Raw genomic sequence first — 24,142 nt, forward strand, 5'->3', positions numbered from 1 at the left:
CCACCCTTTTTATCTGGGCCATCTATCCTCTTTTGACATCAACGGCTGGAACGGTGCATGAGGAAGTGTCTGATACCAGTACGCTACACTTGCCACATCATCCTGTCGTTCAAACAGGCCACGGTATCCGACGCCTATCTGCTGAATCGTAACGCGAAGATCCTCTTCAAAGCAGATTGGATCCTGTAAATGCCATCTGTAAAAGCCTCTCATTGGCGGGCAGTCATCATTATGATAAAAATTGTGGATCAGCTCGTCATGGGCAGAATAATACGGATATCCCAGATACGGCGTGTTATAATTCTGTTCCACGGTTTTTCCATCCACCTGTTTGGCAAAGCTCCAGGAACCACCAAAGTAATCTTCCGTTCCTGTTCCACAGATGGTCGGATACTCCTCATCTCCGTCAATATAAAACTTCATTTCTCCCTCGCCCCACCAGTAACGTTCCAGTGTGGTAAGTGCCATGTAGGTTCCTATATAATGGCCTTTTCCTTTTACTCCATCCAAAATTGTATAATCTTTTGTTTTTTCTGTCAACCGTTCCCTTCTCCACTGCGCATGGAAATAAGCAATATCGTCCGGAAGCTCATCATAGAGACAGTAATCTACCTGATAAAAGAAAGCCGGGATTTTATTTGCATGCTGGTTTTCCAGTGTGATCTTTGCTTTCTTCTTAAACGGCATCGGGAAATAGCAGTTAAAGCCCCTGTTTGGAACAACAGCCACCGGAACAGAATTTACAAAACATTCCCTTCCGAATCCGCAGCAGAAGAAATCACCCAGAGGACTTTCCACGGAAGGAGTTTCCTCGTCATCCCAGTACATACGGATTACAAGATCTCTCAGTACAAAGCAATCTGCCTCTGTAGTCTTGTTATCAACGGTGATCCAGATATGATTGATCTGTCCCGGTCCTTCCATTTCTGCCAGAGTTACCACAGTTCCCGGCTCAATATCCCTGAGACACGGGCTTCCTTTTCTGGACGGTCCCAGATGACTTGCAGCCATACCGCCTCTGCCTTTTTCTCCATGAGGATTTTCTGCGTTGATCGCACGGCTTTTTCCATGCTTTGCAAGTGCGATCCCTCCCAGTCCGCCTGTAAATGCCTGATACATATCTGTTTTCTCCTCTCTTTTGGAAATTAAAAATATTATATTTACGCTTTTACTCCACCTGCCATGATACCATCCATGATCTGTTTCTCAAAAACAGCTACAAAGATAATGATCGGAAGAAGGATGATCCATCCCATGGCGCTGACCAGATCCCACGGAACTCCATACATGTTGTCACGTAACGGAAGCTGTACGATGGAAACAGAAAGTACCTGAATACCATTTGAATAAAACAACGGTGTGAAAAAGTTATTCAGACAGGTAATAAAGTTGATAATGCAAACCGTAGCAATTGCCGGCTTCATCAGCGGCAGAACGATCGTAAACAGTCTCTGTGAAAAAGATGCGCCGTCAATAGCAGCTGCCTCCTCCAGTGAGATCGGGATCTCACCGACAAAGTTTCTGAGGATCAGAACCGTAAACGGTATAACGGTACTGATATAAAGAAGGATAAGTCCCGGATATGTATCATACAGCTTTACCTTCTGCATAAACTCATACAGCGGGCGGGCTGTGACAACCTCAGGGATCAGCATGGTAGCCAGAACAAACGCAAATGCAACAGAAACTCCCTTTGAGTTAAATCTTGAGAAGCCATAGGCAGCCATTGCACACAGCACGGTACTGATCACAAGTGTAATGCCTACGATCAGAACTGTATTTCCGATCTTTGAAAGCAGTCCTACATTCTGTATCAGAAATTTATAGCTTTCCAGTGTGGGATGATCCGGAAGATAATCGATCGGTGTTTTAAACAGTTCTCCTGACGGTGTGATCGAAGAAATAAAGATCCAGTAAACCGGGAACAGGATCAGAAAAGCCACAACTGCAAACAGAACCCATCTTCCAACGGCTACCACTCCATGATAAACATTATATTTTCCTGTATTCTTCACGATAATTCCCCCTAACTGTCAAACTTATTCATAACACGTATATTCAGCCAGCTGAAGATCGCCATTACAACAAACAGCAGCATAGCCAGCGCCGAAGCATATCCTACGTTTAGATTTGTAAATGCTTCTGTTGTGATTCTGTATGCGATCAGCGCAGTATCCTCTCCAGGGCCTCCAGATGTCATGGAATAAACCAGATCGAAGGTTGTCAGTCTCCAGAGTGTGAACGGAATACATAAAGTCAGGACATTTTTTGCGATCAGCGGAAGTGTGATCCGGAAAAAGCTCTGGATCCCGTTTGCACCGTCTACCTTTGCTGCCTCATAGATATCGCCGGAAATAAACTGAAGTCCGGAAAGTACAAGAATTGCAAAGAACGGAAGGTCCTTCCACAGGTCCATTGCAATTACCGCTGCTCTTGCAGTACCTGTATTGATCAGCCAGCTGTTCTGGTAACCCGGTACAAACCAGCGGATAAAATCATTGATCAGACCATAATCATTGTTAAATGCCCATTTTGCAGCCATACCGGCTACTACTGCAGGCATAGCCCACGGGATCAGCACGATGGTCCTCAGAAAACGGCGGCCTTTGAATTTCATATTCAGGATCAGTGCCAGGATAACTCCGAGGATCACATGAAAGATCATGGAAGCAACCACAAATATTGCCGTAAAGCTGATCGATGTGAGCACTTTAGGATCAGAAAATACCTTCAGGTAATTCTTGAAGCCTATAAATTCATTGATACCTGCAAGGATACTGATATTAAAGAAGCTGTTTTTCACAGTCATCAGAATGGGATATACTGTTGTAAAACCTCGAATCAGTACAACCGGCAGGATCAAAAGCCATGGTATCCACTTCATATTTTTTTTGCTTATTGTCATGGAACTTTCCTCCCTGTTCATCAAGCAATGTAAAGCAGACTTTTACCTCTGCTTTACATTGCTGTTTTTTTATATCTTTTACTTATACATATCTACCACATCCTGAGCCTTCTTGCAGAACTCATCAACTGTAATCTCGTCTTTCATACAGGACTGGAAGATTGTTCCCATATCGCTGATAAATTCCATTGTCTGTGCCACCATCGGACGTCCCTGTACATTGCATTCATTTGCATATCTGCTGTACATTTCTTTTGCCGGGTCAGAATCCGGAACTACCTTCTCTGCAACATCCTTTCTTGCAGGATATCTGTCAAATGCTTTATAGGAAGCTTCCATTCCGCCTTCATCAGCCATATACTGGAGGAATTTCACAGCTGCATCTTTATTCTTGGATGCTTTGTTGAGAACATAGCTCCAGGAATCTGTAAAGATCGCACGCTCTCCCTTGCCGCTGAAATCCGGTACCATTTCCATGTGGATCTTATCTGCGCCAAGCATATCTGCCTTTGCATAATCTGTTCCAAGGCCCCACATGAACCAGCATCCGTATTTTCCGTCATTGATCTTCGGATTCATCTGCTCATATTTATCAGCGATCTGCTCGATGGATGTTTCTTTATCAGCAACCAGATCGTGGAGGAACTGAACTGCTTCCTTGTTTTCCTCTTTGGTCCAGTCAAAATAATCGCCGCCGAACATGTTTACAAACTGTGCAAGCTCGTTAAATGCATAAGTTTTCTCCCAGGAACCGCCGTAGCCGAATCTTCCGTCCTTGGAAACAGCCTTCATATACTTCATGAAATCCTCTTTTGTATCAATGGATTTGATTCCGACCTCATCCATGATCTCCTGATTTACCCAGAATGCAAAATATCCTGTATAGCCTGGAACACCGATAATGTTTCCGTCCTTATCTGTGATCATATTCTTTACATATCCCTGGGCAAACTGATCAGCGATATCATCTGTCATTACTGTATCATTCAGTCCTTCCAGCCATCCGGAATTTTTAAATGCCGCACTCATCTCATCGTTGATCTGAATGACATCCACGGAAGCATCTCCTGTGGAAAGCATTGTGGTGATCTTCTGCTGACGGGTATCTGTATCTGTAGGTGCCGCAATTACATTAATGTTCAGGCCCGTGGCATCTTCCACATTTGCAAGCCAGTCCTCAAAATCCGGGTCTGTGGTGTCGATGCTGTATAAGGTAAGATCATATTTCTCCTCTGCGGAAACAGTAACCACGTTACCTGCCATACCCACAACCATCGCTGCTGCCAAAACTGCACTCATTACTTTTTTCTTCATATCTTTCTTCCTTTCTGGACATTTTCGTGTTTGTCCACACCTGTTTTTGATGGTTTAAGGATACCAGAGAGCCCCCTCATTCTAAATACAATATTTTATGATTTCTTTATATTATTTTTCGTTCTCTTGTATTTTTGTTGTTAATTTTTTATAATCCTTTTATATAATCTATATTTGTAACGGCTTTTTTTCACAGCTGGATTCGGTTTCATTAATTTGTTTTCGACATAAAGGAGAGTATGTACTATGAAATTCCACAAATGTATCCCACCCATTTTTCCTCATTTCGCTATAAGCTCCTGCTCGCATTTCTGATCGCAACTATGGTACCTCTGATTTCCCTGACCTTCATCAGCTATCACATTTCCTATAACATTGCCAGAGATCGTATCATCGATTCTGCCGTAATGACTGACAAGCAGCTGGTCTCTCAGCTGAACGACCGCCTCGGTCAGGTTGAAAATGTAGCAGATACCATACAGTTTCAAATGTACTCCCTAAATCAGCCTTCCTCTAATAAGGTAGATGCACTGAAAAAATTCACCACTGTAAAAAACAATATTTCGCTGTATAAATCCACATTCGATTTCTTCCATATATATGTTTTTCTGCAGCCCGATCAGCTCGGTTCAAAAGAAAGCCTGTACTTCTTTTCCACAGATGAGCTTTCTGCATATGGTCTGGATAAAAATATTGTTTCCGGTTCAGGCTTTTCCTCTGTCTGGATACCGGTTTCCAATATGCCTCTGCCTAAAATACTGTCCACAAAAAAATCATCTGCCGATGTGATTCTCTGCGTCCGGGCACTGAAAAATCAGGCCACCGGTATTCTGGAATACGCCTACGGCATTGCTCTGGACACCTCAGAGCTTACCACTTATCTGCAGCCTGCTGCTTTGGATTCCCGCATATACAGCTACATTCTCACAGATCACGGAGAGATTGCAGCAAAAAATACATCCTCACTGAATTTATCCGGAATTTCCAAAGCACAGTTTCAGAAACTCAAAGGAAATGCAGATTCTTCTTTTCACAGCGGCGACAAATATTATAACTGCTGCACCTTAAGCAATGGCTGGCTTCATGTTACCGAAATCCCGGAAAGCTATATTCAGGGCAACACGCACATCCTGATCCGTGCCTTACTGATCACTGTCCTTATTTTCTTGCTCCTTACTGTTATCATCGTTATCCTGTTTTCCGAAAATCTTACCCGGAAGATCACTGCACTTTCCTATGCAATGGAAGCCTTTCAGCTGGGATATGACCCGGAACATCTATCTATCGTTACTGTTCCCCACCCGGATGATCCTTCCAGGTATGATGAGATTGACAGACTGGGCATCACCTTTGAAGATATGCAGCACACAATAGCCGGAAACCTGAAGTCCATTGTAAATCTTTCCGTAAACGAAGAACGTCTGAAATACCAGCTGCTCCAGTCACAGATCAATCCGCATTTTCTTTACAATATCCTGGGATCGATCCGTACCTGCCAGTCCCTTGGAAAGCTTGACATTGCTGATCAGATGATTGCAAATCTGACTGCCTTTTACCGTCTTACCCTGCGTAAATCAAAGGAACTTATTCCTATTAAAGATGAATTGGAAATTGCCCGGCTTTATCTGGAAATGGAAAAGCTCTGTCATAAAGATAATCTAGACTGGGAGATCGAAGCAGAAGATGGAATCGAAAATTTCCTGATCTGCAAGTTTACACTTCAGCCATTTCTCGAAAATTCCATTCTGCACGGGATTTCTTCGGGCACACCAGCTGTTTTCATTTCGATCCATGTTCTTTATGGCGATGATACGGTTGTGATCTCCATTGAGGACAACGGTGCCGGCATGGACTCCGAAACCCTTGCACAGCTGCGCCATGCTATTGAGCATAATGTTATTGATTATGAGAAGCATTTTGGAATTTCCAACGTAAGTTCCCGTATTTCCAACCCATTATACGGAAACGGTTCCGTAAGGATCCGCAGCAACCCCGGAAACGGCACATACGTCACCATTGAATTCGAACAGATGGAGGAAGATATCGATGAAAAAAATAATGATCGTAGATGATAATTACTTATCTGCAGAAGGTATCGAAAAAAACATAGACTGGGAAACACTGAATGCAGAGATCATCCATGTCTGCTACAATGGAACCTCTGCTATCGAAGCCATGAAAAAAGAACCGGCAGATCTGATCATTTCTGACATTGAAATGCCTGATCTTGACGGCATTTCCATGAGCCGTCAAGCTCTTGAGATCAATCCTATGGTGAAGATCATCCTGATCAGTGCCTATGATAAATTTGAATATGCAAGACGTGCTCTGCTCCTCGGTGCTCTGGATTATATCGAAAAGCCTCTGGATTATGCCTATCTTATCCAGAAGGTAAAAAACGCTTTTGCACTGATGGAAAAGGAACAGAAAAATCTCCAGCTTCTGAAACAAAGCAGGCCTCTTCTTACGGAAAAATTTTTCCGCGAGATCACACACCTTCCGTCTTCTGAAGCAGCCTACCGACTGAAGCCTTATCTTAAGTATCTGAACCTGGAGCTGAATTATGATTTTTATACAGTTGTTATTCTGGAGCTTGAAAATGCTCCGGATCTAAAAGCTGTTTACGGGATTGAAAAGTTTCAGATGGAGCTTTTCAACCTTCAGGATCTGATAACTGAGGAAACCGCTTCTCTTGATTTTGTGTATCTTCTCCCGGATATGGATGGCTATCTGTGCATTCTGGGACACAGCGGCTGTCAGTCCAACAGCTTCCGCCAGCTTACCAGCGGACTTATTTCCTCAATCGCAGATGCCTGCCAGCCACTGGGACTTTCTCTCAACGCAGGCATTGGAACAATTGTCCAGGATTTTTGGAACCTGAACCATTCTTATAAAAGCGCCGTACATGCACTGGAATACAGATTCTTTTTCCCGCATCAGAATATCTTTGACGGAAGAGAGGCTCTGGGTTCCGATCTGTCTGTTGCAGATTTTTCAGATACAAAGGAGGATGAACTGATCCGGCTTCTCTGCAAAAAGGATACCGCTGCCATAGATCTCTGGTTTCAGAATTTTTCCGACTGGCTCACTCAGAAATTTCGCACAAAGAATTTCGCTTTCATACAGATTTATTCTCTTCTTGGCCGGATCCTGAAATTTTTCTATGAATTAAATCTGGATACGCATGACCTTGAAACTAAAATTTTGTATGTTTACAACCACATAAATGAGTTTCATAATACGGAAGAGCTATGTCAATGGCTGAAGGATCTGTGCCATCTTTTATGCCGGAAGCTTGATTCCTCCATGAATGATTATCACCAGAAGCTCTGTGAACTGGTGATTTCCTATATCAACGAACACTACACTGACAATACGCTCTGCCTCAATGATATTGCTGCCTCTGCCAATGTAAGCCCTGCTTATTTAAGTGCTCTTTTCAAAAAAAATCAGGGGATCAGTATCAGCGACTTTATCACATCTCAGCGTATTTCCGCAGCCGCCCGTTACCTGACTACGACTACTATGAGTCTGAAGGAGATCAGCCTGAAATGTGGTTATGCCAATCAATATTATTTCAGCACCAGCTTCAAAAAGAAAATGGGGATCACACCTTCCGCCTACCGGGAACAGCATACATAACTTCTTCTCTTCTTTATAACAAAGTTACTGGCACAAATGCCAGTGCCCTTCTCCGGAATTTTACTTATAATCAATTAATAAAGAGAATCTTCATATTTTTTCGAAGGAGGGATTGCTATGAAAAAATGGAAAAAAATCCTGATAAAAATTCTTCCCAAAAGCTCAGGCAAATACCCTTAACTCACTTCTCTATTTAATTATTCCATAGAAATGCCCCTGACGCTGACAGCCAGGGGCATTGTATTGTCAGCTGCTTTGCAGCCTATTCCGTTAATTCTTCCAGATTCTTTTTTAATTCAAGCATCTTGTCTCTCAGCTCAGCAGCCTGCTCAAAATTCAGGTCTGCTGCAGCAGCACGCATCTGCTTCTCTACCTGGGCGATCACCTTCGTCAGTTCTTTGCGGTTCATGGATTCCGGATCCTTCTTAAGCTTCACTTCTGTCTCTGCCACCTTCTTCGAAACAGCGATCAGATCACGGACCGCCTTCTTGATCGTGGTTGGAGTGATGCCATGCTCCCTGTTGTAAGCCTCCTGTATCGCTCTCCTTCTTTCTGTCTCCGAGATTGCTTTTTCCATGGATTCTGTCATGTTATCCGCATACATGATCACATGGCCTTCGCTGTTCCGGGCAGCACGGCCGATAGTCTGTACCAGGGATGTTTCCGAACGAAGGAAGCCTTCCTTATCTGCATCCAAGATCGCTACCAGTGTAATCTCCGGAATATCCAGTCCTTCTCGCAGAAGGTTGATCCCGACTAGCACATCAAATACATCCAGACGCATATCACGGATGATTTCCGCACGTTCCAGAGTGTCAATGTCTGAATGAAGGTATCGGACACGGATTCCCAGATCCTTCATATAATCGGTAAGGTCCTCTGCCATACGTTTGGTCAGGGTCGTGATCAGGACTTTATTTTTCTTTTCAATTTCCTTATTTACTTCTGCTACAAGATCATCGATCTGTCCTTCGATCGGACGCACCTCCACCTTCGGATCAAGAAGCCCTGTAGGACGGATAATCTGCTCTGCGCGGAGAAGCTCATGGTCATATTCATATTCTCCCGGTGTCGCAGATACAAACATTACCTGGTCAAGCTTGTTCTCGAATTCATCAAAGCTCAATGGACGGTTATCCTTAGCAGATGGAAGTCGGAAGCCGTAATCCACCAGTGTCTGTTTACGGCTCTGATCACCGGCATACATACCGCCAACCTGGGGAACTGTCTTATGGGACTCATCTATAATAAGTAAAAAATCATCTCCGAAGTAATCCATCAGTGTATACGGTGGCTGCCCCGGTGCAAGCCCTGTCAGGTGCCTGGAGTAGTTCTCGATCCCGGAGCAGAATCCCGTTTCCTTCATCATTTCCACATCAAAGTTGGTACGCTCCGCAATTCTCTGAGCCTCGATCAGCTTATCCTCACTTTTAAAGTATTCCACCTGCTGCTTCATCTCTTCCAAAATGGCATCTGCTGCACGACGGATCTGCTCCTGAGGCACAACGTAATGAGATGCAGGGAAAATCGCTGCATGGCTTTCCACACTTTTGATCTCTCCGGTAAGCACATCGATATCTGTGATACGCTCGATCTCATCTCCAAAAAATTCCACACGCACCGCCCGGTCTGTAGAGTTAGCCGGAAAGATCTCCAGCACATCGCCACGCACCCGGAATGTTCCTCGGTGGAAATCCATCTCATTTCTTGTGTACTGGATATCGATCAGCTGTTTGATGACCTCATCACGGTCCTTCTCCATTCCAGGGCGAAGAGAGATCATCATATCAAAAAACTCCTGAGGTGCACCTAAGCCATAGATACAGGATACCGACGAAACCACGATCACATCCTTGCGCTCACATAAGGCTGCTGTGGCGGAGAGACGGAGCTTATCGATCTCATCGTTAGTGGATGCATCCTTAGCGATGTAGGTATCTGTGGACGGGACATAAGCCTCCGGCTGGTAGTAGTCGTAGTAGGAGACAAAATACTCCACTGCGTTCTCAGGGAAAAATTCCTTAAACTCACCGTACAGCTGTGCTGCCAGTGTTTTGTTGTGCGCAAGTACCAAAGTTGGTTTGTTAAGCTTTGCGATGACGTTCGCCATGGTAAACGTCTTACCGGAGCCTGTGACACCCAGCAAAGTCTCGAACTGGTTGCCTTCCTTAAAACCCTTGACCAGTTTTTCGATAGCCTGAGGCTGGTCTCCTGTGGGTTGGTATTCGGAGTGTAATTTGAAATGATCCATACGGTTCTCCTTGTTGTTCTGAAATTTGTGGATATGTAAATACTGCCTGTTACTATATGTAAAGAGAGTGCTTTTATCTTTATTATTGTTGCTTTTACAGTATATCATTCAGAGTAAAAAAAGTATAGGGCAACCGAATATTTGTTCTATACTTTTTACTGCACCACACAAAAAGGCAGAGCCTGCTCCACTCAGACTCTGCCTCTCACTTTTTTCTTTTTATACTGCCGTTATTCTTCTACTTTTCTCTCATAAACGATCTCACCGCCAAGAACTGTCATATCCACTTTCGTGGTCTTGATCTCATCCGGGTCGATCTCATAGATATCCTTCTCGATAACTACGAAGTCCGCATTTTTACCCACTTCGATGGTTCCGTTCTCTTCTTCTGTATAGGAAGCGTAAGCTGCGTTTTTTGTAAAAAGCTTCACCGCTTCATCCACAGACATTTTTTCGGACGGGATCCATCCTTCCTCAGGCTGGCCCTTTATATTTTTGCGGGTGACTGCAAAATAAATATTCTCCATGGCATCAAAGCTTACCACAGGAGCATCCGAACCGCCGGACGTATGGATTCCCATATCCAGCATGCTCTTCCATGCATACACCTTATCCATACGGTGTGCGCCGATGGCAGGTTCCACTGTGTTCATATCCAGATCGATAAATACCGGCTGGATATATGCCAGAAGATCCTGGTCTTTCATCCCCTGCAAAATACGCGGATTGGTGATCTGGCAATGTACGATACCATGTCTGCCCTTTTTATTATCCTTCCGGTAAGGAGACTTCGCAACTGCCTCAATAACCATATCCATGGCCCTGTCACCGATACAGTGTACTGCCGCCTGCATCTGATGCCGGTCAAAAAAAGCAAACAGATCATCAAGCTCCTCCTGACTGAATGTGATGATCCCGGTATTTCCCGGCGAATCCTCGTAAGGCTCATTCATGGCCGCTGTTCTTGCACCAAGGGAACCATCCTGGATCAGCTTCATCGGTCCGATCGTAAAGTGATCTCCCCTCTGCCCGGTACGATATCCTTCCTCGATAAAAGCCTTCGCATCCTCCGCCCGCTCAAAAAGGCACTGCTCATAATGGCGGATACTCAGCTCTCCTCTGGCATCCAGTGCCTTGTAGGAGGCCATGATCCGACGCCAGTTTTTCCCCGGAAGGGAGGCAAGATCATCGGACTGTACACCTGTAAATCCACATTCATTCAGCTTCTTCGCACTGTATTTGATGTAGCCTTCCACTTCTTCCTGGGATGGTGCTTCCAGCACAGATGAATAAAACTGTACTGCATTTTCCTTCAGAAGTCCGGTATCCAGATCAACCTCCTTCTCAATCTCCGGGAACTCCGGGATTTTTTTCAGAAGCTCCAGACCGCAGCTGTTGCACACAGCCACATGCCCGCAGACACGCACCATAATGATGGGGATTTCCGTTGAGAGCGCATCCAGCTCATCCTTATGCGGATAGCGTGGCTTATCAAAATGCTCCTCATTCCAGCCTCTGCAGTAGAGCCAGGTCAGCTTCTGACCTTTGCTCTCCTCCAGTCTTTTTTTTGCTGCGGCAAGCATTTCCTCAACACTTGTACAGTCAAACAGTTTTACAGATCTTTCCACAAATGCATAATGCAGCATATGCATATGTGTATCCACAAAACCGGGCAGCATCAGCCTTCCCTTAAGGTCGATCCGCTTTTTGCAGGAAAAAGCTTCCGCTTCTTTATCAGTTCCCACAAAAACAATCCGGCCATTTTCGATTCCCACAGCCTCTGCCACTTTTTCACTGTCATCCAGTGTTCTTATACATCCGTTAAAAAAAATTGTATCCACTGTTTATTTTTCCTCTTTTTCTTTTTTATCCTCGTAGAAAAGTGCCATATCCTTATCTACTTTACCGATTCCCATGTAACGCGCCTTGTAATCCTTCAGCAGTTTAAAGAAGGTACCACTTAAGATAAATAATGTGGCAACATTTACAAATGTAGGGAATACGGTTGTAAAGTCTGCAATTACCCACAGCTGTGCCGGTGTTCCGTTTCCGTAAAGAGTAAGCACTGTGACCAGAAGACCCCATAATGGTGTTCCAAGGATAAAAATCTTCTCTGCGATCTTCAGAACCTTCTGATTGTTTTTCAGCCAGTGCTTCAGGATCACGCTGTAGTAGGTGAACCATCCGGTTGATGTTGTCAGTCCGAAAAGGAAAATACTGATCGCGATCAATGCTCTCGCAACAGAGCCCATTCCGGACTCAAATGCTGTCAGTGTCAGCTCTGACCCCTGAAGTCCTGAATTCCAGTAGCCTGTGGTGATAACGACAAGACCTGTCATGGAGCAGACTACGATGGTGTCTGCAAATACCTCAAATGCTCCCATCAGTCCCTGTTTTACAGGATGGTCTGTCTTTGCGGAAGCATGGATCATAGGAGATGTTCCCCAGCCTGCCTCGTTGCTGTATACGGAACGGGCAAAGCCAAGACGCATTGCTGTTGCAACACCGGCTCCCATAAATCCGCCGACTGCCGCCTGTGTTGTAAATGCACCCTTGAAGATCAGTCCAAAGGTTTCCGGCAGCTTGTCAAAATTCACTACCAGTATTGCGAGAGAGCCTACAATGTAAAGCATGCACATGATCGGTGTCATATAGGAAGAGATCACGCCGACTTTCTTTACACCGCCGATGATGATCAGATAGATCGCTGCCACATACAAAAGTGACGGTACGATGTACGGCAGGTGGAAGGTACTTCCGACAGCCTCTGATACTGTATAATTCTGCAAAGTAATGAACCATGTCATGAAAATACAGCCGCCGAACAGTACTGCAAAAAGTTTCCAGAAAGGAAGCTTTTTCTCTCCGCCAAGACCCTTCTGCATGTAGTAGGTCGGGCCTCCCTGGTACTCACCGTTTGGCTGTTTCTCTCTGTAGTATACAGCAAGTGTTACCTCTGCCATCTTGATGACCATGGCAAGAAGCGCTGCGATCCAGAGCCAGAATAATGCCCCAGGTCCTCCTGTTGCAATAGCCGTTGCAACACCGGACATATTGGATACACCAACAGTACCTCCGATCGCAATGGAAATAGCCTGGAACGGTGTCAGGCTCTTTCCGTCATCTCCGCCTTCCTGGCGACGTTCTTTACTGAACATGTTTTTCACAATGTAACCAAAATGGCGAAACTGGAAGAAACCGGAACGTACTGTCAGATATACGCCTGTAGCGAGGATCGTGATCAGCAGCGGCAGTCCCCAGAGCCAGTTGGTCAGATTTTCAAATAATTCAAACATCTTTTCCTCTCCTGTCCTTCTTATTGTTTGTCTTTTGCATCCATTCGGAAAATCTGTGTATAGAATATAAAAAATCCCCGGAACACGAAGTCAGATACGGATACCCGGTGTTCCCGACATACAGCTCTTCTGCCATATATCTGCGAGCCCCGTTTCTATCCTCTTTATCCTTCATGCTCTGGGGATCTTACATTTCAGCCCACGAATCTTCCAAACAATGACAGTATATCACAGTTCCGGAGGAATTTCTACTTTTTCTGTTTGAATTTTGTATTTTTATTCATTTTTCGTGAATATTACTATTTTACCGTATGGATTCCGGATACTCCACCCCTTCCGGCATGGAATCCCATTCGTTAAGGCCAAGGCTCTGCTTGAATTTCGCCTGTTCAAGCGTAAGCTTCGGGAGATCATCCTGCAGATAATCCATCAGCTCACTGATGCCTTCCCTGGTCTTGTTATTTACCATGAAGATCCGTTCACAGCCCATGTTCTCCATCCACTGTCTGACCATGGGAATGTTGGCATGGGGAGAATCCACCTTGGTGATGATCCCGATCAGCGGCCGTAGTAGAAAATTCCTGCTGCCGTCACTAAACAGGTTAAAGGGCTCATTGGCTGCCTGTACAATGGCAATCACATCCGCCTCAAAGGAAAAACAGGCCAGTCCTACGCTGAAATGCTTGGATTCCGCATATTCTCCCGGTGAATCAATAGTATCTTCATTTGTATTGGTATACTGAGTCTTATGATAATGAAGCTCTTCCCCTTTAAGCGCCTGTGTCAGGGATGTTTTGCCGGCTTCACTTCGACCCATCAGAAAAATTTTTTTCATTTTTTATCCCGTCCTGCCTCAGCTTCTGTGGATCTTACAGACATCGAATTTCAATGTCTCATGGAAAAAACGCACCACTTCTTCCACAGCTGTCATCACTTCCGTAAAACCGCCTGTCAGGATCAGCGTCCCGCAGAAACGATCCATAAATCCTACTTCCACATGAGCTGCCTTCACTGCAACATCTGCCGCAACCACGATTGCCTCCCAGGGTGTGACACGGACCATGCCGATGGCATCTCCACTGTGATCTTCACCTTCATGAACACCGATATGTAACGCAAGATTCTCATAGACTGATTTATCACTTGGTGTAAAAACATGTGCAAAGGAAAGCTCCTTTCCAGGTACTCTCACCCGGGTCAGCCGAAGTCTTCTTCCCTTAAGGTTCTCATAATCATCATGAAACAGCCGCTCCAGCAGTTCTTCCTTCGTTATCCGTTCTTCCATGGTACACTTCCTTATCTCTTGGTGATATTGCATACTACATATCCCAGAGTATCACGGAAATAATCCACGATCTCCTCCATTGCAGTCTGCACATCGGAAATCTCTCCTGTTATGATCAGTGTTCCTGTAAAACGGTCTGCAAATCCAAGATACACATTACCGCTCTTCACAGCAATATCGGATGCGATCACAGCAGACTCGGAAGGTGTCATGTTCATGATACCAATTGCAGATGATCCATAGTCCACCTGCGGATTCAGTCCAAGCTTCTGATATATAATAGGTGCCGGACCACCCATGATATGGGCAAATGTGATCTCCTTACCGGCTACGGTTTCCTGTACGATTCTGATCTGATCTCTATGTTCATCTGCCATTGATGATTCCTCACTTTCAAAATTTTATATTATTCTCGATCTGATAATATTGGATAATTTTATAAGCCGGATTTCATTCATCCGGCTTACAGCTTCCTAAAGTCAAGCAGATCTTTGAAATCCGCTCTGCTACCTGCTCATGGTCAAAAAACAGTCTGGTAGTTCATCTGATTTAATTTTACTATTTACCAATTTTAATGTCAAGACAATTCTTCGAAAATAAGTCAAAAAACAACGTTTTTAAAAATAGAAATCCACAAAAAACAACATTTATTTTCACATCCTCGCGGAAAACCAGTCAGAAATCTGCTCAGAACTCAAACGCCTTCTTAATGCTGTCATAATGCAGGAATTTTCCCTCTGCGGCAAACGCCCTGATCTGTTCCAGGGTTGCAAACATATATCCGTCTGTCTCTTCTGTCTGAAGCTTCAGATCCTTATCCTCCACATCCATGACAAAACGGTACACATCCACAAAGTAATTATCTCCTTCCCCGGGATTCTCTCTTTTATATGTAAAAAGGTATCCGCCCTCTGCCTCACTGGCGTCCAGTCCGGTCTCCTCTTTCACCTCACGGAGTACTGCATCACGGGAAGCCTCTCCTGCCTGGGCTGCACCGCCGGAAACCTCCCACCAGCCCGGGGCCCAGGCCTTTGTCATCACACGTTTGGTAATAAGAAAGGTCTTGTCCGGTCTTGCTACCACGCCCAAAACTGTCAGATGATACTCTCCATCCTTTAAACACCAGTCATTGCGCTTCATAGTTCGTCCTGTCGGTTTCTTATCTGCATCGTAAATATCCCAGAATTCCATTTTATCTATCTCCTGTCTTTTTACAGAACGCGGAAATACAGTCTTACATTTGATCCGTTTCATCCTGCCCGTTTCTCCGTTTTCTGTATCTTTTTTATTTGTTATGATAACACGTTAAAATCATATATGTAAACCCCTGGATCCGATACCATTTTCCAGTTAGCGTTACCGTTCACTCCGTTCTCAGTAACCAGTTACCCTTCTACATCTGTTTTTTTCACATTATAAGCATACAAGTACCTGCAGCCTGAAAGATGATATGCGAAAATCTATAGATTATTTTTATTATATAGCTCGTATTATGAATTAGTTTTATGGATTATTCTGTTATATAATTAACACAAACAAACGATTCTATTTAAAATAACCAGGGAGGTTTTTTTCAGATGAAGAATGATTATCCGCATATTTTTTCCCCATTAACCGTTAAAAATATGACTATCAAGAACCGTATTGTTATGATGCCGATGGGCACCAACTACGGTGAACAGAACGGCGAAATGAGTTTTCTTCATATCAATTATTATGAGCAGCGTGCAAAGGGTGGCACAGGTCTCATCATCGTAGAGAACGCAAGCATCGATTCCCCGCAGGGCTCCAACGGAACCACACAGCTGCGCATCGACCATGACAACTATCTGCCACGTCTTTTCAAATTCTGTGAAAATATTCATAGATACGGAACAAAGATTGCGATCCAGATCAACCATGCCGGAGCTTCCGCTGTTTCTTCCAGGATCAACATGCAGCCGGTTTCCGCATCTGACGTTCCATCCAAAGAAGGCGGCGAAATCCCGCGTCCTCTTTCCAAAAATGAGATCCTTCACATCGTAAAAAAATACGGTGAGGCTGCAAAACGTGCACAGACAGCTGGCTTTGACGCAGTAGAGATCCATGCAGGACACTCCTATCTGATTAGTCAGTTCCTCTCCCCGATCACAAACAAGCGTACCGATGAGTTCGGCGGATCTGTTGAGAACCGTACCCGTTTCTGCCGTATGGTCATCGATGAGGTAAGGAAACAGGTAGGACCTTTCTTCCCGATCATGCTCCGTCTCAGTGCGGATGAGCTGATGGAAGGCGGAAATACACTGGAGGATACTCTGGAATACCTGGAGCATCTTCAGGAAGAGGTTGATATCTTCGATGTTTCCTGCGGACTTAACGGTTCCATCCAGTACCAGATCGATGCAAATTATCTCCCGGACGGATGGCGTTCCTACATGGCAAAGGCCGTAAGAGAAAAATTCAACAAGCCATGTATCTCCATGGGTAATGTCCGTGACCCGAAGGTTGCTGAGCGTATCCTGGCTGACGGTGATGCAGACCTGATCGGTATGGGCCGTGGTCTGATCGCAGACCCTGCATGGGTAAACAAGGTTGCCACAGGTCATGAGTGTGACCTCCGCAAATGTATCTCCTGTAACGTTGGCTGTGCCGGAAACCGTATCGGTGTAAACCGTCCGATCCGCTGTACTGTAAACCCATCTGTTCTTGAGGGCGATGTATATAAGAAAAAACATGTAAATAAAAACTGCAACGTGGTCGTTATCGGCGGCGGCACTGCCGGACTGGAAGCTGCCTGTACAGCCGCAGAGGTTGGATGCAATACCTTCCTTCTGGAAAAAGGCAATGAGCTTGGCGGACTTGCATCTCTGATCTCAAAGATTCCTGCAAAGAACCGTCTTGCTGATTTCCCGCACTATCTCATGCATCGTGCTGAACAGCTTGATAATCTTTACATCTTCAAAAACACAGAAGGAACACCGGAAAACATCCGCAAGTTCCATCCGAATATCATCGTAAGCTCCACCGGCTCCGCTCCGCTTCTGCCTCCGATCGCAGGACTGAAGGATCGTATTGACAACGAGAACCATAATATTTATTCTATTCTTGGTATGATCAGCCACATTAATGATTTTCCGAAGGATCTGGAAGGCAAAAAGGTTGTTGTTGTAGGCGGCGGTGCTGTAGGTCTTGATGTTGTGGAATTCTTTGCTGACAGAAATGCAGACATCTCTATCGTTGAGATGATGGATCAGATCGGACGTGATCTTGACCCGGTAAGCAAGAATGACACAAAGACCATGATGAAAAAACACAATGTACATCAGCTTACAAAAACTGCTCTCCTTGAGGTTAAGGATTCTTCCTTCCTTGTCAAAGGCGACGGCGAGCCTTATGAGCTTCCATTTGAATACGGCTTCGTATGTCTCGGAATGAGAGCTCAGGGACAGCTTTACCAGAACCTCACAGAGGAATTTTCTTCTGAGGATGTTGAGATCATGAACATCGGCGACAGCCAGAGAGCAAGACGAATCATTGACGGTACCCAGGAAGGACGCAATATCCTTACCATTCTTGAGCAGAAGGGATACCTTTAATATTTTTTCCGCTATACCCTTTCCGGGAGTATTTCAATCCTTCTACCGGAAAGTGTATATAAATCTGTTACAGTTCACTCGGTGATCCGTAACATAGTTTTTCCACGTCTTCCTCCCCCGCAGTCGTCCGGAGAATGTCCGCAGCTTCTTCAGATCTATGTGGCGGGAGGTTTAAAAAAGACAAATCTTCATCCAGATTTTACCAATGAGAGGAGTTATTACCATGTCAGAAAGAATCACAGGACATACCGAACTGATTGGTCTTATGGCATATCCGATCCGCCACTCCAACTCTCCTGCCATGCAGAATGAAGCTTTTGCAAAGCTTGGCTATGATTATGCATATCTTGCATTTGAGGTTGGTGCAGACGAGATCGAGGATGCTGTAAAGGCCATCCGTACTCTGAAAATGAGAGGTTCCAACGTTTCCATGCCGAACAAAACCCTGGTAGGCCAGTACCTTGACGAGCTTTCACCGGCAGCAGAAATGTGCGGCGCTGTAAACACCATCGTTAATGATCATGGTCATCTTACAGGCCATATCACAGACGGTATCGGATTTATGGCAGCACTGAAAGACAATAACATCGACGTCATCGGAAAGAAAATGACCATCGTAGGTGCAGGTGGTGCCGCAACTGCTATCGAGATCCAGGCAGCACTTGACGGTGTAGGCGAGATCGTGATCTTCAACCGCAAAGATGAATTCTGGGATCGTGCAGTATCTACTGTAGAAAAGATCAACACCAGAACTTCAAGCCATGCTGTTCTCTATGATCTGGCAGATCTTGACCAGCTGAAAAAAGAAATGGCTGACAGTTATATTTTCGTAAATGCGACAGGTGTTGGAATGAAACCACTGGAAGGTCAGTCCGTTGTTCCGGACAAGTCTTACTTCCGCCCGGAGCTTATCGTTGTTGATGTGCCTTACTCCCCTCTTGAAACTGCTATGCGTTCTATGGCAAAGGAAGTTGGCTGCAAGACAATGAACGGCCTTGGCATGATGCTTTTCCAGGGCTCCGCTGCATTTGAACTGTGGACCGGCGAACCGATGCCGATCGAACATATGAAAGAGATTCTTAACATCAGATACGACGACTAAACTGCTATCTGTTCCTGTCGTATCAGAAAGGACCATTATGAAAACAGTTCAGGTAAGAAATATCACACTCGGAGAGGGAAGACCGAAGATCTGTGTCCCGATCGTGGGACAGACAAAGGATGATATCCTCCTTGAGGCAGGGACCTTCGCAAGGATCCCCGTAGACGTTGTGGAATGGCGTGTTGACTGGTTTGAGGACGTTTTTGACACAGACAAGGTTCTGGATGTGGCAAAAGATCTCCAGACCGTTTTAAAGGACACTCCGATCCTCTTCACCTTCCGTACTGCAAAGGAAGGCGGAGAAAAAGCGATTTCCAACGAAGCTTACAAAGCACTCAACATGGCTGTCGCAAAAAGCGGCTATGTAGATCTCATTGATGTAGAAGCCTTCACAGGTGAGGAGATCGTAAAAAGCATGATCCAGGAAGCACACAGCTATGGCGTAAAGGTCATCGCTTCCAACCATGATTTTGACGCAACTCCTGAGAAGGATGAGATCGTGCGCCGTCTTCGCATGATGCAGGACTATGGCGCAGATATCCCGAAAATGGCTGTTATGCCAAGAAACAAACAGGACGTGCTTACACTCTTAAGTGCCACGCTGGAAATGTCCGAGCAGTTCGCCGACCGCCCGATCATTACCATGTCCATGGCAGGTACCGGTGTTGTCAGCCGTCTCGCTGGCGAAACCTTCGGTTCCGCCCTTACCTTCGGTGCAGCTACCAAAGCTTCCGCACCGGGACAGATCAATGTCAACGAGCTTGCACAGGTTCTTGACATTATCCACAAAAGCCTGTGATCCTGTAACCTCCCATAAAAAGGATCTACAGTAGATTTTTGTAACAGAACGCGAATTATAAACCAATTTTTAAACCCAATTGATGTAACAAATTTTTACAATTTTAATCCCATAATAGCAAATCTATTAAAATAATAATTAAAAACAACAAATCTCATGACAAAAAGAAGAAGCGTGCTGACCCATCCAGCACACTTCTTCTTTTTCTGTTTTTTATATCTTTGTTATTCCTCTGATCAATTTTTATCCTCGATGGCATTCTCCTCTTTCTTTCTGGGGTCCCAGTTTGAAAGGAAGATATTCAGACCGAAGCCTACAGCCAGGGCCCATGCGGATGCCCATGCAGTTCCCTGGGTTGCAAGCACAGCTGCCATAACACCTGCGATCATCTTGTCACGGTCTGTTCTGCAGTAATCCATACCGATCCTTGCACAGACAAAGGCCTGGAACATCAGAGTAATGGAGGAACCGACTCCGAAGATCGGACGGAAGAAGCTTACAACCGGAATGATCAGCACACTTAAAAACGTTGCAATACGGAAGGATGCCATACCGCCGATCAGAGACTTCATAGCTTTCTTTCCCTCCTTGTAACGGATGGAAACGGATACTGTCATTCCAACCCATAACGGACCGGAAAGCGGCGGGAACGGCGCAATGACGGAAAGGATCAGGTTCCTGATGCCGCTGACCAGGTTGGAGCGGCTGGAATTGAAATCAATGTACTCATCATCTCTGGACTGGCGTGCCTCTGTAACCAGTGTCTCTGTGGTAACAAAATCACCAAATGCGATAACATAGCATACAAGTGCCAGAGGAAGCGCTTTGACAAACATGGAGACCGGCGGGATTCCCACACCAAAGATACTTACCTGTGAGATGATCTCTTTGAACTGCGGGATCTTGATAAAGGTTCCCAGCTCCAAATCAGGCGCATCCAGCTCTCCTACAAGAAGACCTACCACCATGGCGATCAGATACGGGAAAAGGTTTCCATACCTGGCAACAAGATCCAGGAATTTGTTGTTCTTTCTCTTCTCCTGATATTTATCTGAAAAGCTGATCAGGATCAGAAGGCCTACACCGGCAACGATCGCCAGCGGATACTTATGCATGTTGCCGCCCTCTCCCAGCTGTCCTGCCATAACCGTCACCGGCGCAGCAAGAAGGATACCACCCTTAACAGAATTTGGTACTGCATGGACAAATTTATCCGCAAGTTTGGTGATGCCCATAAATATGAACACGAGACCAACCAGCATCTGCAGGGCGATCATTGCCTGGATACGTTCTTTTCCCATAGGGAAGCCTTCCAGGAATACGATCGTCAGCGGAAGGGTCGGTGTGATCCATCCCGGTACAACCGGATCACCAAGTAAGCTGTGTAGCATATACAGCATGGTCTCTATGATCACACAGCTCCATGCCAGCTCATAAGGCAATCCCAGATATTGTTCCAGATAAGGAACCGCCGCCAGTGCCGTAACCCCGAGGATCAGGCCCTGGATAAACTCTACGGACTCAATTTTATAGTGAATAAACGGAAAACGAATCTGAAATGGCCCAAACGGAATGTAGGGCAGTTCGTTTTCTCTTCGCTGTCTTGCTGCACGTGCCATAACGATTCTCCTTTGTCGTTTTTTTTTGATAATACATATATAGTATCTTTTATTTTGTAAGTTTGTTAATTAACAAACATTTCCAGAAACGGTAAAGTCCAATCCGGGAATTGTTCCCGAATTGGAACTTTGTTTTGCACAGATTCAGTCATCATTGTCTGTATCCATACAATGATTCACTTTTTTTACTGTAGTCAAACGGATATTCACCCCAAGGGATTTCCTTGATCCAGTCAAGCCTCTTTTCCACGGTTCATCTTAACGAACAGTGCAAGAAGGATTCCTATGAATGTCACTGCCATATTGAGAAGCAGGATCATTCTCGGAGCACTGGTTCCGGCAGTCTTTGTAATGTAGCCGGCCAGTGTCAGAATGGTGTAGTTCGCAACGCTGGATGCGATCATGACCATGGATGTTGCAGTTCCCTTGTTTTCCGGGAAGAACTCCGCAGTTGTGGAAACAGCCAGCTGAAGCACACCGCCTGCGCCTGCAAAACCGATCACAAATCCACCGATAAGACAGATTGTCGGATTCTGGATAAAGTAGCACAGTCCCAGCATGATGAAAGAGATCAGCGGATAAATGATCAGGATATTGATCTCCTTCAGTCCTTTTTTGATAAATACAGAGGAACACAGGATTGCTGCAAAGGTTCCTACTGCATAGAAGGACTGGATCTTGGAAGGATCACTTAAGTTATAAAGCTTTCCGAGCTCCTGGTTACAGTTCAGCCACAGCATAAATGTGGAAGAGCTTGTAAATCCGATCAGGATCGCTGCAAGAGCTGTAGGAGTGATCTTTAATTTTGTTTTTTCTCTCTTTACTGTACCTGCTGTATTTCTCTCTGGGAATGGCAGGATCAGGATCAGGATTCCATCGATAAAGATCGCAGCACCTGCAACAATAAAGATGGTTCTGTAGGACATATTCGCTACCGCTACAAATCCGATGAGGAAAGGAAGCAGGAACTGGCTGATACACATGGAGAATTTTGTAAACAGGTTCGCTACAGAAGGATTGTTTACGTAAATCTCCATACATGTCGGGCTTACGCAGGTGTCCAGGAAGGAGTTTGCGATACCGCCTACAATGGCAAAGGCGTAAGCAACTCCCATAGACGGAGCAAATGCGATTCCCATAAAGTATGCTGCGTAACAGATCACGCCGATAATTCCGCTTAATCTGCGTCCGAATTTGTCGGACAGGGGACCGGAAAACGGAAGAGAGATCAGTCTTCCAAGTCCAAGTGCGGCAATTACAGATACTACCATGCTGACATCCATAGTTCCATCACTTAAAGCCTTTGCTCCCCAGTGAGCCGCAAGCTCCGGCTTGTACTGACCCATGATGGAAGCTCCGATCCCATGGATGAAATATGTAAAATACAGTGCGATAGAAGTAATCACTAAATTTTTCTTACCTGTCTGGCTCATTTTTCTTATTTCCCTTCGTTCTCAGCCTGGAATTTCTGGTACTCATCTGTCGGCATCTCAAGACCTGTGTAAAGCTTGTAAGATGCTGCACCCTGCCACAGAAGCATTCCTTTTCCGCCTACAGCAAGCTTCACGCCTGCTTCTTTTGCTTCTTTTACCATCTTTGTCTCTGCCGGATTGTATACGCAGTCAGCAACAACAAGATCCTTATGGAACATGGATTTGTCAACCAGTGTGATGTCATCATGTGGTTTCATTCCTGCAAGTGTTCCGTTCGCGAGGATATCTGCGTTTGCGATCTCTTCTCTCAGTTTGTCCTGGTCGTCAAGACAATATACGCTTACTTTGCAGTCCGGTACTTCTTTTGCAAGCTTCTCAGCAGTTCCTTTTGCTCTGTCAAGGAATGGATCGTCAGGGTTGAAGATCGCGATGGATGCAGCTCCGTCAAGGGCACACTGTACAGTAAGGGCTGTAGCTGCACCGCCTGCTCCGAGGACTACCATCTTTTTGCCCTTTACATCAACACCGTGCTCTTTCAGATTGCGGACAAATCCGATACCATCTGTGATATGTCCAACAAGTTTTCCATCCTCATTTACGATAGTATTTACAGCGCCGATGATCTTTGCTGCCGGTGAAAGCTCATCTACACACTGCGCTACTTTGTTCTTGCAAGGCATGGTTACGTTGCATCCTCTCATTTTGAACAGACGCATTGCATCAAGAGCTGCCGGAACCTGATCTTCTTTGATATCAAATGCCATGTAAGCATAGTCCAGGTTATGGTACTGGAAGCTGAAGTTGTACATAGCCGGGGATCCGGAATGTCCTACAGGGCTTCCGATCAGTGCAAGTAAACCAGTTGTTCCTTTAATTCTCTGTTCCATTTCTTTTTACCTCCTGCATTTTCCCCTGTCAGAC

19 protein-coding genes are annotated in these 24,142 nt (G+C 45.1%); 5 read left to right on the plus strand and 14 right to left on the minus strand.

Annotated features, from left to right (window positions below):
• Positions 1-9: 9 nt before the first annotated feature.
• The 4 genes from DW694_RS03540 to DW694_RS03555 all read right to left on the minus strand — a co-directional run bounded on the left by DW694_RS03540 (position 10) and on the right by DW694_RS03555 (position 4,219).
• A complete protein-coding gene (locus DW694_RS03540; protein WP_021652327.1) occupies positions 10-1,119 on the minus strand; it encodes a glycoside hydrolase family 172 protein in 1,110 nt (369 codons plus the stop codon).
• A 41-nt stretch (positions 1,120-1,160) separates the two neighbouring features.
• The gene (locus tag DW694_RS03545) at positions 1,161-2,015 is read right to left on the minus strand and encodes a carbohydrate ABC transporter permease (protein WP_021652326.1); all 855 of its coding nucleotides are present in this window, start codon (positions 2,013-2,015) and stop codon (positions 1,161-1,163) included.
• Between the two features lie 11 nt (positions 2,016-2,026).
• On the minus strand, positions 2,027-2,905 hold the full coding sequence (locus DW694_RS03550; protein WP_044961978.1) for a sugar ABC transporter permease: 879 nt from the start codon (positions 2,903-2,905) through the stop codon (positions 2,027-2,029).
• Positions 2,906-2,983: 78 nt separating this feature from the next.
• Positions 2,984-4,219, minus strand: a complete 1,236-nt coding sequence (locus DW694_RS03555) for an extracellular solute-binding protein (RefSeq protein ID WP_015527072.1) — start codon at positions 4,217-4,219, stop codon at positions 2,984-2,986.
• A 239-nt stretch (positions 4,220-4,458) separates the two neighbouring features.
• Between DW694_RS03555 and DW694_RS03560 the strand changes: the two genes are divergently transcribed.
• Positions 4,459-6,291, plus strand: a complete 1,833-nt coding sequence (locus tag DW694_RS03560) for a histidine kinase (protein ID WP_118752559.1) — start codon at positions 4,459-4,461, stop codon at positions 6,289-6,291.
• Positions 6,266-7,861, plus strand: coding sequence for a response regulator (locus DW694_RS03565; protein WP_286186805.1), 1,596 nt, complete (start codon positions 6,266-6,268; stop codon positions 7,859-7,861). The genes DW694_RS03560 and DW694_RS03565 overlap by 26 nt, the downstream gene beginning before the upstream one ends.
• Before the next feature lie 262 nt (positions 7,862-8,123).
• On the opposite strand, the gene uvrB is transcribed toward DW694_RS03565, so the two are convergent.
• The 7 genes from uvrB to DW694_RS03605 form a co-directional block, all read right to left on the minus strand.
• Positions 8,124-10,112, minus strand: a complete 1,989-nt coding sequence (gene uvrB, locus DW694_RS03570; protein WP_118752560.1) for an excinuclease ABC subunit UvrB — start codon at positions 10,110-10,112, stop codon at positions 8,124-8,126.
• 230 nt (positions 10,113-10,342) lie between these two features.
• A complete protein-coding gene (locus tag DW694_RS03575) occupies positions 10,343-11,953 on the minus strand; it encodes an amidohydrolase (protein ID WP_118752561.1) in 1,611 nt (536 codons plus the stop codon).
• A 3-nt stretch (positions 11,954-11,956) separates the two neighbouring features.
• On the minus strand, positions 11,957-13,408 hold the full coding sequence (locus DW694_RS03580; RefSeq protein WP_022426453.1) for a sodium:alanine symporter family protein: 1,452 nt from the start codon (positions 13,406-13,408) through the stop codon (positions 11,957-11,959).
• A gap of 304 nt (positions 13,409-13,712) precedes the next feature.
• Complete coding sequence (locus DW694_RS03590) at positions 13,713-14,243, minus strand: EutP/PduV family microcompartment system protein (protein ID WP_021652307.1); 531 nt, start codon at positions 14,241-14,243, stop codon at positions 13,713-13,715.
• An 18-nt stretch (positions 14,244-14,261) separates the two neighbouring features.
• A complete protein-coding gene (locus DW694_RS03595; RefSeq protein WP_118752563.1) occupies positions 14,262-14,693 on the minus strand; it encodes a BMC domain-containing protein in 432 nt (143 codons plus the stop codon).
• Positions 14,694-14,704: 11 nt separating this feature from the next.
• Positions 14,705-15,070: a BMC domain-containing protein gene (locus DW694_RS03600; protein ID WP_015527035.1), complete on the minus strand. Its 366-nt coding sequence runs from the start codon at positions 15,068-15,070 to the stop codon at positions 14,705-14,707.
• Positions 15,071-15,380: 310 nt separating this feature from the next.
• Positions 15,381-15,947 (minus strand): NUDIX domain-containing protein, encoded by a 567-nt coding sequence (locus DW694_RS03605; protein WP_330697397.1) that lies wholly within the window; start codon positions 15,945-15,947, stop codon positions 15,381-15,383.
• A gap of 323 nt (positions 15,948-16,270) precedes the next feature.
• Here DW694_RS03605 and DW694_RS03610 point away from each other — a divergent pair, with 323 nt between their 5' ends.
• The 3 genes from DW694_RS03610 (at position 16,271) to aroD (ending at position 20,169) form a co-directional block, all read left to right on the plus strand.
• Positions 16,271-18,268, plus strand: a complete 1,998-nt coding sequence (locus tag DW694_RS03610; RefSeq protein WP_118752564.1) for an FAD-dependent oxidoreductase — start codon at positions 16,271-16,273, stop codon at positions 18,266-18,268.
• 223 nt (positions 18,269-18,491) lie between these two features.
• Positions 18,492-19,370, plus strand: a complete 879-nt coding sequence (locus DW694_RS03615) for a shikimate dehydrogenase (RefSeq protein ID WP_118752565.1) — start codon at positions 18,492-18,494, stop codon at positions 19,368-19,370.
• A gap of 37 nt (positions 19,371-19,407) precedes the next feature.
• A complete protein-coding gene (gene aroD, locus DW694_RS03620) occupies positions 19,408-20,169 on the plus strand; it encodes a type I 3-dehydroquinate dehydratase (RefSeq protein ID WP_015527030.1) in 762 nt (253 codons plus the stop codon).
• Between the two features lie 236 nt (positions 20,170-20,405).
• Here aroD and DW694_RS03625 read toward each other — a convergent pair whose 3' ends face one another.
• From DW694_RS03625 to aroE, 3 genes are all read right to left on the minus strand, one after another.
• Entirely contained in the window at positions 20,406-21,788 is a 1,383-nt protein-coding gene (locus DW694_RS03625; protein ID WP_118752566.1) for a hypothetical protein, read from the minus strand.
• A gap of 233 nt (positions 21,789-22,021) precedes the next feature.
• The gene (locus DW694_RS03630) at positions 22,022-23,221 is read right to left on the minus strand and encodes an MFS transporter (RefSeq protein WP_118752567.1); all 1,200 of its coding nucleotides are present in this window, start codon (positions 23,219-23,221) and stop codon (positions 22,022-22,024) included.
• Between the two features lie 5 nt (positions 23,222-23,226).
• Positions 23,227-24,108: a shikimate dehydrogenase gene (gene aroE / locus DW694_RS03635; protein WP_015527027.1), complete on the minus strand. Its 882-nt coding sequence runs from the start codon at positions 24,106-24,108 to the stop codon at positions 23,227-23,229.
• Positions 24,109-24,142 lie beyond the last annotated feature (34 nt).

Origin of the sequence: Ruminococcus sp. AM26-12LB, from assembly GCF_003480785.1 — a bacterium.
Taxonomy (GTDB): domain Bacteria; phylum Bacillota; class Clostridia; order Lachnospirales; family Lachnospiraceae; genus Blautia_A; species Blautia_A fusiformis.